General features: G+C 57.9%; 10 protein-coding genes. 2 read left to right on the top strand and 8 right to left on the bottom strand.

Annotation, left to right across the window (positions count from 1 at the left end; translation table 11 throughout):
- Positions 1-64 precede the first annotated feature (64 nt).
- Both HQL56_13915 and HQL56_13910 read left to right on the top strand, forming a co-directional pair.
- The gene (locus HQL56_13915; protein ID MBF0310617.1) at positions 65-1039 is read left to right on the top strand and encodes a hypothetical protein; all 975 of its coding nucleotides are present in this window, start codon (positions 65-67) and stop codon (positions 1037-1039) included.
- A gap of 68 nt (positions 1040-1107) precedes the next feature.
- Positions 1108-3426 carry an SEL1-like repeat protein gene (locus HQL56_13910; GenBank protein ID MBF0310616.1) on the top strand — a complete coding sequence of 773 codons (2319 nt, stop codon included), beginning with the start codon at positions 1108-1110 and terminating at the stop codon, positions 3424-3426.
- 243 nt (positions 3427-3669) lie between these two features.
- Here HQL56_13910 and HQL56_13905 read toward each other — a convergent pair whose 3' ends face one another.
- From HQL56_13905 to HQL56_13870, 8 genes are all read right to left on the bottom strand, one after another.
- Positions 3670-4278 carry a response regulator transcription factor gene (locus tag HQL56_13905; GenBank protein ID MBF0310615.1) on the bottom strand — a complete coding sequence of 203 codons (609 nt, stop codon included), beginning with the start codon at positions 4276-4278 and terminating at the stop codon, positions 3670-3672.
- Entirely contained in the window at positions 4278-4973 is a 696-nt protein-coding gene (locus HQL56_13900; GenBank protein ID MBF0310614.1) for a DUF47 family protein, read from the bottom strand. The genes HQL56_13905 and HQL56_13900 overlap by 1 nt, the downstream gene beginning before the upstream one ends.
- A gap of 53 nt (positions 4974-5026) precedes the next feature.
- A complete protein-coding gene (locus HQL56_13895) occupies positions 5027-6070 on the bottom strand; it encodes an inorganic phosphate transporter (GenBank protein MBF0310613.1) in 1044 nt (347 codons plus the stop codon).
- Between the two features lie 41 nt (positions 6071-6111).
- Entirely contained in the window at positions 6112-6813 is a 702-nt protein-coding gene (locus HQL56_13890) for a hypothetical protein (GenBank protein MBF0310612.1), read from the bottom strand.
- Positions 6814-7113: 300 nt separating this feature from the next.
- Entirely contained in the window at positions 7114-7578 is a 465-nt protein-coding gene (locus HQL56_13885; GenBank protein ID MBF0310611.1) for a winged helix-turn-helix transcriptional regulator, read from the bottom strand.
- A gap of 791 nt (positions 7579-8369) precedes the next feature.
- A complete protein-coding gene (locus tag HQL56_13880; GenBank protein MBF0310610.1) occupies positions 8370-9065 on the bottom strand; it encodes a DUF47 family protein in 696 nt (231 codons plus the stop codon).
- A 60-nt stretch (positions 9066-9125) separates the two neighbouring features.
- Positions 9126-10172 (bottom strand): inorganic phosphate transporter, encoded by a 1047-nt coding sequence (locus HQL56_13875; GenBank protein MBF0310609.1) that lies wholly within the window; start codon positions 10170-10172, stop codon positions 9126-9128.
- 73 nt (positions 10173-10245) lie between these two features.
- On the bottom strand, positions 10246-10950 hold the full coding sequence (locus tag HQL56_13870; protein MBF0310608.1) for a hypothetical protein: 705 nt from the start codon (positions 10948-10950) through the stop codon (positions 10246-10248).
- Positions 10951-11502: the final 552 nt, after the last annotated feature.

The raw sequence follows: 11502 nt of genomic DNA, 5'->3' as shown, positions 1-11502 counted from the left end.
TATAATGGCCTGATCGACGGCAATCGGGTCGTCTTGCATCTTGCAGAAGTATCTGGAGGATAAAATGTCTTACGGAGAAGCGAAACGCTATCAACCCTTCCCATCCCTGCCGGAAGATGGGCAAAATAGTCCGAACGCACAACCTGCCATTCCGGATTGGCGCATACAACAGCAGCGGGAGGACAACCAGCTTCAATGGGTCGAAAACCGGGCGGCCCAAATCCGTCAGGAGACGGGCTGGGACACCAGGAACCCCGCTGCGGAGGTCCAGGCCACCTTCGACTCCCACGAACATGCCCGCAAGCACGGAGCGGGCATCTGGGATCTGCCGGGCGGGATTCCACAGCCGAAGTGGGCCAACGACGCGGAGAACACCCTGCCGGGTATTCCCGGCAATAAACTCTCCTCCCGTAAACCCGCCATCCCGAAGTGGGATTTCGGAGCCTCGAACGATGCCGACGATTTGTGGGAGAGCCCCGAACTGCAACGCGGTCTGAACCGCCTGGCCCTGCAAGATATCGGTCGGCAACACCCGGACTGGGATCTCTCCATCCTGGAACCGATGGCCCGTGGCGGCGCTCTCGCCGACGTCGGCAACCTCCTGAAGGGAATGACGGGGCAAAGACCACATGGTGACTTCCCGAACATGATGATGGCTGCGGCGGAGACGACGCAAAACGAGGGAGGAGGATTATCAGGCTATATTAAAGAATGGGTGAAATCTTTGCCCTGGTGGTTTGCCGAAAAGGCCGCCAGTTTAATTCCAAATCCCTTTATTAGGGCTATAGCAAAGGAAAGTGTAGCCACAGTCCGTAAGAAGTCAAACAGTACAGAGGAGACTGTAAAAGGGATGAACAATAATAGCGGTCATTCGGTTTACGAAGGATGCGCTGGGAGAAGTGACTATGAAAACTGTGTTTCACAGGCTTCCGCAGAATTCGAGAAAAAACAAGAAGAAAAGGCGGCGAAGGAACGCGCAATCGAGTTGGAAAATATGAAAAGAGGGCAACCAGCACCGCCCAAACCGCCTCAAAATTAGCCAAACGGATCCCAATCTCGGGCGATACGCTGTCCGGCGTATCGCCCTCCTTGAACGGAAATAGAATTATGAAGCGATATTCCTGGTTGCTTTTTGCTCTTCTGCTGGGTGCGGGGAATCCGGAACTGGATTTGAAAGAGGCGTCCCGGCTTATCGAGGGCACCCCGGAGGAGCGCGTCCAGGGAGTGCAGCTTTATGAAACCTTGGCTCGACAAGGGATTGCCAAAGCCCAAACCGAGTATGGCAGAAAATTATATTATGGGGAAGATATAAAGGAAGACATCCAGGAGGGTCTTCTCTGGTTTCATAAAGCGGCAGAGCAGGGCGATGGACAGGCCATGTTCTTTATCAGTCGTGCCTATTATAAAGGCCGCGGCACAGCCCAGGACAACTCGCTGTATTTGCACTGGCTGCGCAAAGGTGCGGAAGCGGGTCATACCACCTCGCGGGAATTTCTTGGCAGGGAGTTGATGGAGGGAAAACTCCTGCCTGCCGATAATAAGGAAGCCCTCTTCTGGTTTAAAAAGGCCGCTGATTCAGGGGTTGAGCGGCTGCGGCGCATGTATGCCGTACACCTCCTTACCGGCGATTTGGGAGAACAGAACATTCCCTTTGCCGTGGCGGAATTGGAAGACTTGATGGCCTCGGGTTCCGAAAAAGCCCGCTGGATACTGGCGGAAAGAGCCTTGCATGGCCTGTTCGGCAGTCCCAAGGATCCGCAACGCGCCATCGAGCTGGCCATGCCCCTGGCGGAAGCGGGGGATTCCTCGGCCTGTCGCATCGTGGGCCAGGCTTATGCTTCGCCTCCGCTGCTTCTAAAGGAGGCCAACCAGCAAAAAGCCATCTACTGGCTGACTCGTCCCGGTGAGAAGATGACGGACAGGGCCCGCGCCCTTATGTTGGAAAACGCCCTGCTCTTCAACCTGAACGACCCGGTCGAGGGGCTGAAGCAGATTCGCCATTGGTTTGGGGAAATAACCAATCGCGAGGTGGCCGATGAGAAGCTCTTCCAGATAATCCGCAGCTTTTTCGCTTCCAATCATCCGGCGTTTATTACATTTGCCATCTCTCTTTTGGCGGATCTGATGGTCGATGGTTATCCTGAGGGATTACTGTTGAGGTCTGAGCTTGCAATGGAAGGCTTGGCGGTCAATGTATCCCCCTGGCAGGTGGCAAGTGGCTATCTGCAGGCCGCTCCCCATCTTGCCGAGGCGCATGAACACGCCCGGTTGCTGATCCAGGGTGATTGGGACCGGATCTTCGCGGGGCAACCCGTCGAGCCGTGGCGTCGGCCATCCACACGGAAGGAGAATGCCCAACCCCTGCTGGCCGACGAGAAGAGTTTGCGCATTGCCGCCGGAAAGGGCGGTACCCTGGCCATGTGGCAACTGGCGCTGAGGGGGATCGACGCGGAGGGCAAACCCTCCCCGGAGGCCCGTTCCTGGATGAAGCGCGCTGCCGAGGGTGGTTTGGTCGCGGCTCAAATCTTCCTGGGCTGGGAGATGGATCATGACGAATCCCGGAATGGGGGGCCCGCCCACGACTGGCTGGTGAAGGCGGCCCGCTCCGGCTCCGATTTCGGACGCTATCGGTTGGCCATTCATCTGTTGCGCTCTTCCAAAGGGCCCGAAGTGGGTGTCGGCGAGGCCATCTCCCTGTTGAAGGCGTTGGCTGACAAGGAGTTGAATGCGGCGCGGTTGATGCTCGTGAATGTACTTGGCAGTACTCGGGAGAGCGACCATTTGCGTCATCTTGAACCGTTATTGAGGCCACTGGCCCAGTCGGGTTCCCACTCTGCCGGGTATCTCCTGGCGGTGCTCCTGTTGACGGACTCTCCTGCGACGGCGGCACATCTGGCCGAGGCCCGCCAAATGTTGGCGCAGATGGAAAAACAGGAACTGACGATCAATCCGGTTCTGCAAGCCATTGCAGCGGATTTGACCCCGGAGGGCACGCCACTGGCCGAGGAGGCCGGGGAGGAGGTTGTTCGCCGGCTCATGGAGATTTCGCCCGATTCAGCGCCGGGTTCGCTTTTCAGTGAGGTCGGCAGCCAGTTCCTGCAACCAAACCGACATGCGTTGCACCGCCTGGGCTTGGTTTGGCAGAAGCGGGCGGCACGGCAGGGGGACGGGGCGGCCATGAAGCGATTGGGCCATATGTATTTGTTGGGTTATATCGTGGAGGTCGATACCGAGGCGGCGCGGCAGTGGTACGAGCAGGCGGCCGCCACGGGAGACGAGGAGGCCGGACAACTGGCGGCACGGCTGGCCCGGCGGGAGATCGATGCGGCCCGGGAGCGGGTGCCGCTGGAGGCGTGTTGGTACTCCAAAACGCCGGACAAATACTGGTTGGAGTGGGACCAGACCAGGAATTTCACCAAGCCCTGAAAGTCATACGGTGGGATTATCTCCCCCCGACATTCTTCTGGGCAGCACCCTGAGACGTGTCTTTAATCTGTTGACTTTCAATATTTAATCCTTTAAATATCAAAAAAAGGAAATGTTTTGACTTTTTTGGTTTGTTTTTTTGTAAAATCAAAAAATAAAAATTTTAAAAGATAAACATAAAGTCAAAGGACAGTATATTTCCTTTTTTTGATACTTAAAGGAAAATATTGAAAGGCAAGGCCATCAATGCGGCCCCGTCAGTCGATATCCCAAACCGCGTACCGTTTCAATCATGCCCTCATATCCCCCCAGCGCCTGGCGCAAATGGCGAATATGCACATCCACGGTGCGCTCCCCCTCTTCCCCCAAAACCCGGCCCATGGCCAACTCGAACAACTCCTGCCGGGAAAAAGCCTGCCCCGGATGCGACAGAAATACCTTCAGAATGGCATACAAAGCCGGAGCCAAGCCCACCTCCGCACCACCAACCATCACCCGGTGTCCCACCAAATCCATGGAGACGGGGCCCACTTCCAGCAAACCCTCCACCTTCGGTGCCCCGACAACCGGCCCGCCCGGACGCAGTCGGGCCAACTGCTCCTCCAATTGGGCCAACCGCTGATTCTGGCGCTCCACACTCTGCACCAATCCCGTCAGCAGTACCGCAAAAGAGGTGATCTCCTGCGGCAAAGCGCCCGAAACGTCCCGAATCATCCCGTTCGATCCATTCTGATTGTGGTTCATATCCACCTTCTCATGCACCGGCGAACTCTCCGGTCCGGAGCCTTCCGAAGGAAAATCCGGATGACCCGGCTCTTGCGAGCCGGGCCCCCCGACCAAACGATTCGCCATCAGGCGATCTGAACCACGATGTCATGCAGCGTCGAACCCGCCGACTTCAAGGTGTCGGCGGCATTGGAGATGTGACGATACACCTCGCGACGACGGAACATGTCGAGAACCCGGGCAATGGCCCGCTCTTCGGCGTTCTCGATGTGATTGTGCAGCTCCTTGAGGGTGTCGTCGGCGCTGAACAGGCTGGCGATGGCCTTGCGATACTCTTTTTCGATGTTGCGCTCGGTCTTGGCGATCACCTGGCAATCGGCTTCGGCGGAGGCGGGATGCATGGAGAGCTTGGCATAACCCTGCTTGAGGGCCTCGGTGCCATCCTTGAGCAGATTGGCCATGGCGATGGTGTGGGCATCGGGCTTGACGTTGAGAACCTGCATCTCCCGCACGGTGGTCTTGAGGTAGTTGAGCACCATGTCGATGGAGGAGATGGCGCGGAACAGATCCTCACGATCCATCGGGGTGGCGAAGGCCTGGGCCAGCACGGTCAGGTTGCGGGCCTTGACATCGTCGGCGGCATGCTCCAGAGCCGCAACCTGCTCACCCTTGGCGGGGTCGTTCTTTTCCATGTATTCCACAAACAGGCTGGCGGCCTCGAAAACGAGGTTGCACTGCTCGTTGAGCTGACCGTAGAAGTCGGGCATGCGGGGGAAGACGTTGTTGAGAAGCTTGGAAAAACCGGCGGAAGAACCACTCATGTTGACATCTCCTTGGATTTGGGAAAACTGTTTACTTTAGAGTCAATGTAAGGTTAGAAGAGCCTTTTGACCAGATCGAAGATCAAATAGGTCATGGCCGAAACAAATCCCGAACCGGGGATGGTGATCAACCAGGACGAAACGATCTCCTTGGCCTTGAACCAGCGCACGGCATTGAGCTTTTCGGCGGAGCCCACACCCATGATGGCGGAGGAGGCCACGTGGGTGGTGGAGACCGGCATGCCGAAGATGGCGGCGGAATAGATCAAGGTGCCGGCGGTCAACTGGGCGGCGAAGGCGTGCTTGGGACGCACCTTGTAGATGCCGAAGCCGACGGTGCGCACGATGCGCCAGCCACCGGAGAGGATGCCCAGGGTGATGCAGACGGCGCAGGCCACGATGACCCAGCTGGGTACCACGAATTCCTTCAAATTGCCACCCAGGAAGAGAACCAGGGTTACGATACCCATGCTCTTCTGAGCGTCGTTGGAGCCGTGGGAGAAGGCCAAGGTGGCGGCGGAAACGAACTGGAACCGCTTGAACCAGGTGTTGATGGAGGGCTTGGCGGTGCAGGTCAGGAGAGTAATGAATCGATTGAGCAAAAAGCCGACCCAGAAGCCCAGAACGGGGGAGAGGATCAGGGATATGACCACCTTGGTCACGCCGTCCAGCTTGCCTTTGGTGAGCAGGGTTTCGAAGCCCCAGATGACGTGATCGGCGCCGGCGGCCATGATCACCGCGCCCGCCAGACCGCCCACCAGGGCGTGGGAGGAGGAGGAGGGCAGACCGAACCACCAGGTCAGCAGGTTCCAGAAGATGGCCCCGAAGATGCCCCACATCACCACCATGGTCGAAACCTGGGCCGGCAGATCGCCCAGGGTGACGAACTTGCCGATGGTGTTGGCCACGGCGGTGCCACCCAGGAACGGCCCCAACATTTCGAACACGGCTACGATGATCACCGAGGTGATCGGAGTCATGGCCCGTGAGGCGATCATGGTTCCGATGATGTTGGAGGCATCATGGAAACCGTTTGTGTAGTCAAACGCCAAAACGAAAAACACGACCGACCACATCATTATTTCTGTTCCACTCATAGCTTTCCTTCCCTTCTGCTGCAACGGTTACGGACGATGGATCACGTTTCCCACGATCCCCGATGGGTTTCGAAACGATGACCGAGGCGGTGGATGGAGAGCCAGGTGACCAGCTCTTCGGCCTTGTCGGCGGGTTCGTCCAGGTGGTCCACGAAGTGGCGCAGATGGCCCTTCGCGTCGAGATGGAGGTCGCTTTCGAAGATGGAGCGTGAGATGCGCGCCTCCAGCTTGTCGGCCTCTTTTTCATGGAAGGTGACCCGGGGCAGGTACTCTTCCAGGTTGTCGTCGTGGTGCAGAAAGCCTCTCACCGCTTCCAGCGCGGCTTCCACCGCCAGGGAGACCGGCAGGGTCAACTCCTTGATGTTGGAGTGAAATGCCGGGGGAAAGTCGGGATGCTCGATATCGAAGGAGGTCAGATAGCGTGTGAAACGATGGAGAATGATGCCCAGTTGTTCCAGGAGATGGAACAAGGCGCTGCAACTTTTATTATTGGCGGCGCAATCGTCCGGCTGATTCAACAGGCTGTTTTCGGCGAGTCGACGCAATATTTCGCCTTGTTGTTCGTGTTCGTTCATCTGGCGCAGAACTGCTCCAAAGGGAGCGGAGTTGCTGCCGTGATCCAGATAGGCGTAAACCCCCTGTCGGAACAAGACGTTCGCTTCGGAAACCAGCAGCAGGAACTCCTCGACCTGATGACCGGGGGTGGCTGCGCGACCGAAGAGATGAAAGGCGGAATGGATCATGGCGGCCCGGCTGTTGGTGAGGAAGGATCTCCTCCCACAGGCCCTTTTTGCCTGCCAAAAAGGGTCTTGCTATCCTTATTCCTGATTACAATTCCGGGGCCAAGTTCGAAAACGATGTGAAAGTTGCGTGAAATCAGTAGGATATTTTCAAGATGGCGGGGCGTTGAAGCGATTTTGCCCCTGCAGCGTTTTGTGGGGGGAGGGGGCGACGGTGATGGGAATCAGCCTGAAAAACCATTCATTAACAGAAAATTAAACACTATGCACCGAAACAGGGGGTATGCAGCGATTGCTGCAGCCTTATTGGGGGTGATGGGGGTGTGTTTGGGGGGAGAAGCGGTAGCCGATGCCGCGCACGGTTTCGATGTGCTGGCCGACGTTATCGAGGGCCTGGCGCAGGTGGCGGATGTAGACGTCGATGGTACGGGTTCCGGTATCGCCGATGGGTTTGCCGGTGGCCAGTTCGAAGAGCTGGTCGCGGGTCATGGCCTGGTCGGGGTGTTCCAGGAAGACGCGGAGGATATCGAATTCGATGGGGGTGAGGTGGATGGGGTGGCCGTCGAGCAGGATGCGATGGCTGGAGCGGTCCAGGAGGAGGGGGCCGAAGTGGAGTTGGCTGGGGTTGGAGGTGGGGGGGGAGTGGTTGGGGGAGAGAGAGCGCAGTTGGGTTTCCAGATCGTCGATGCGACGCTGTTGGGTTTGCACGGCGGCGTGGAGTTGGGCCAGGAGGTTGGCGAAGGAGTTGATTTCGTCGGGGAGTGGCATGTGGCGGCTTCCCATGGTTCCTTGGTCCTATAAATAGTCTTTTAAGTAGCAAAAAGGGTTGGGGGAGTCTGAGGGGGAGCTCTGCTGCCCCCTCAGGACTTTTCCTTTATCCTTTATCCTTTATCCTTGGCGGGTCGAAGCCTGAAATATAAAACACCCAAGCCTGATCCCACGCCAACCGTCATGAGTGCTTCGACCCGCCGGAGGGGGCCAGGGGAGGGCCTCATCCTCCCCATCCTTGAACCCACCAAAGACACTCAAGCGGGGTCTTGGCAACGAGAGGCCTTTTCGCCCGGTCCCGGACCGGGCTTGGCCCGGTCCAGGCTGTGCCCGGACCGGGCTTGGCCCGGTCCAGGCTGTGCCCGGACCGGGTGGTACATACCGGACTGCGTCTTGCCGGCGGGTTCAAGGATGGGGAGGATGAGGCCCTCCCCTTGCCCCCTCCGGCGGTCCGAAGCCGAAATCCGGGTTTGTGCGACGGATCGGCTGATGCGCTTTCACGCAGTGCTTCGGACCGCCACGGCCAAACCTTGGGGCTTCGCCCCAAACCCCACCGGGGGGGATAATCCCCCCCGGACCCCCGTATTTTCGGACCGCCACGGCCAAACCTTGGGGCTTCGCCCCAAACCCCACCGGGGGGGATAATCCCCCCCGGACCCCCGTATTTTCGGACCGCCACGGCCAAACCTTGGGGCTTCGCCCCAAACCCCACCGGGGGGGATAATCCCCCCCGGACCCCCGTATTACTTACAAGGCGTGCCCGCCCTTTGTTTCGGGCGGGCACTGTGCAACTAGGCGATCTGCACCACGATGTCATGCAGGGTGGACCCGGCGGAAGCGAGGGTGTCACCGGCATTGGAGATGTGACGATAGATCTCGCGACGACGGAACATGTCGAGAACCCGGGCGATGGCCCGCTCCTCGGCATTCTCCAGATGGTTGTGCAGCTCCTTGAGGGTCTCGTCGGCGGAGAAGAGATCGGCAATCGCCTTGCGATAGACCTTCTCGATGTTGCGCTCGGCCTTGGCGACCACCACGCAATCCTGCTCGGCGGAAGCGGGATGCAAAGCCAGCTTGGCATAGCCCTGACGCAGAGCGAGAACGCCATCACGCAGAATGGTGGCCATCTCGATGGTGTGGGCATCGGGCTTGACATTCAGGGTTTGCATTTCCCGAACCGTGGTCTTCATGTAGTTGAGGACCTGGTCGATGGTGGAGTAGGCGCGGAACAGGTCTTCGCGGTCCATCGGGGTGGCGAAGGCCTGGGCCAGAACGGTGAGGTTGCGGGCCTTGATGTCGTCTGCGGTATGCTCCAGCGCGGCCACGGCCTCACCCTTGGCGGGGTCGTTCTTTTCCATGTATTCCACGAAGAGATTGGCCGCGTCGGCCACCACGGTGCACTGTTCGTTGAGCTGACCGTAGAAGTCGGGCATGCGGGGGAAGACGTTGTTGAGGAGCTTGGAAAAAGTACCGCCGGAACCACTCATGTTGAATCTCCTTCGCAAGGTGTCTGAAGCGTTTTCAGTGAATTTTGTCAATCAGGGTGATCAACCAACCGCGCGACGCACCAGATCGAAGATCAGGTAGGTCAGGGCGGAGACGAAACCGGAGCCGGGGATGGTGATCAGCCAGGTGGAGACGATCTCCTTGGCCTTGAACCAACGCACGGCGGAAACCTTTTCGGCGGAGCCCACACCCATGATGGCGGAGGAGGCCACATGGGTGGTGGAGACCGGCATGCCGAAGACGGCGGCGGCGTAGATGAGACCGCCGGAGGTCAACTGGGCGCAGAAGGCGTGCTTGGGACGCACCTTGTAGATGCCGAAGCCCACGGTGCGCACGATGCGCCAGCCGCCGGAGAGGATGCCCATGGTGATGAAGAGGGCGCAGGCCAGAATGACCCACTGAGGCACCACGAACTTTTCGAGGCTACCACCGAGGAAGAGGACCAGGGTGATGACGCCCATGCTCTTCTGCGCGTCGTTGGAGCCGTGGGAGAAGGCCAGGGAGGCTGCGGAGAGGTACTGAAAGCGCTTGAACCAGTTGTTGATGGACGGCTTGGCCCGGCTGAAGAGCAGGGAGACGAATTTGTTGAGCAGGAAGCCGACCCAGAAGCCCAGGATGGGGGAGAGGATCAGGGACATGACCACCTTGGTCACGCCGTCGAGCTTGCCCTTTTCCATCAAGGTGCCCCAACCCCAGATGACGTGGTCGGCGCCGGCGGCCATGATCACCGCGCCCGCCAGACCACCCACCAGAGCGTGGGAGGAGGAGGAGGGCAGTCCGAACCACCAGGTCAGCAGGTTCCAGAAGATGGCGCCGAATATGCCCCATAGGACCACCATGGTCGATATGTTGGCGGGCAGATCCTTGATGTCCACGAACTTGCCGATGGTGTTGGCCACGGCGGTGCCGCCCAGGAACGGCCCCAGCAGCTCGAAGACGGCCACGACGATCACCGAGGCGATAGGCGTCATGGCGCGGGAGGCGATCATGGTGCCGATGATGTTGGAGGCATCATGAAAGCCGTTGGTGTAGTCGAAGGCTAACACCACAAACACGGTTATCCACATTAATGTTTCTGTTGATCCCATCGCCATTTTGTTTCTTCCCTTCTTTGTTTTACCAACGTTGTTCCGTATCCGTTCAACTTTCCATCCTGGAACGCTACAAGGCGCCATGGCCTCCGAGATCGTGTCGCAGGGTATCGAGCCCGCTGCTGACGCGATGAATGGAGAGCCAGGTCACCAACTCCTCCGCAATATCCGCCGGTTCGTCGATCCGCTCGATGAAGTGGCGCAGATGGCCTTTGGCATCGAGGGGCAGGTTGCTGGCGAAAATGGCGCGCAGCAGCCGGTCTTCGAACTTGTCGGCCTCCTTTTCGTAAAAGGAGACCCGGGTCAGGTACTCTTCCGGGGGCAGGGTGTTTTTCAACAGGCTGCCCGCCGCTTCCACGGCCCCCTCCACGGCGAGGGAGACCGGCTCCGTCAGTTCCCGGATGTCCGGGTGGAACCCGGAAGGAATGACGGGGTGTTCGATATCGAAGGCGGCCAGGGTTCGCGCCATGCGGTGCAACAGGGCCCCCAGTCGCTCCAGCAGTTCGAAGGTTGCGGTGTAGCGTTCGCCCTCTTCGATCAGTCCCAGCAGATGGGTTTCCGCCAGGCGACGCAGGGCTTCGCCCTCCTGTTCCTGGATCATCATCTGGCGCAACGGGCCCTGAAAGGCTTCCGGGATTCCCCCGTGTTCCAGGTAGGCCTGCACGCCTCGGCGAAACAGGACGTTCCCGGCGGAGACCCGTTGCAAAAAGTCTCCGACCTCACGTCCCACCTGCGGTATGCCACGGCCAAGAAGGCGATACGTCTGGTTGATCATGGCGATCCTGTCGCAATAGGCTGCAGGCGGCCGGTTGATGTCGTGCCGCTCCTGCCCTCTTTTACAATTTCGAGACCAATTCGTTACATCTCGATGAAATGCTTTGTTAACAGGTAGTTACAAGGCAATTTCGGCAGAGGTCGTGGTGGGGGTGTTTTCATGGGGGTGCAGCATTTTTTGATATCGGACAGATAACCGGGCCAAACAGGAATAAAAACAATGTAGAAAAACAATATATTGCGGGATGTGTCCAATATCGGAAAAAAGCAGCAAATGCTGCACCCTTATGGAAAGGGGGGGTGAATCCGATTAGGGGGGGACAGATGGGGGTGCTTTTGAATCTGTTGTCTTTTAGAAATCAAAAAAGGAAAATGTTCTATCTTTTGACTTATCTGTTATTTTTGTAATTAAAAATAATGAATTTATTTTAAAATAACGACGCAAAAGTCAAAGGATAGAACATTTTCTTTTTTTGATTTTCAAAAGAGGAAATATTAGTAACTATTCAGGATCCCGCGTAGCGCGATATGACCAAGTCAACGGCGAAAGGAA

Source organism: Magnetococcales bacterium (assembly GCA_015231925.1).
Taxonomy (GTDB): Bacteria; Pseudomonadota; Magnetococcia; order Magnetococcales; family JADGAQ01; genus JADGAQ01.
Note: the sequence above shows the minus strand (reverse complement) of the source record. Positions and strands in the feature narration are given on the sequence as shown.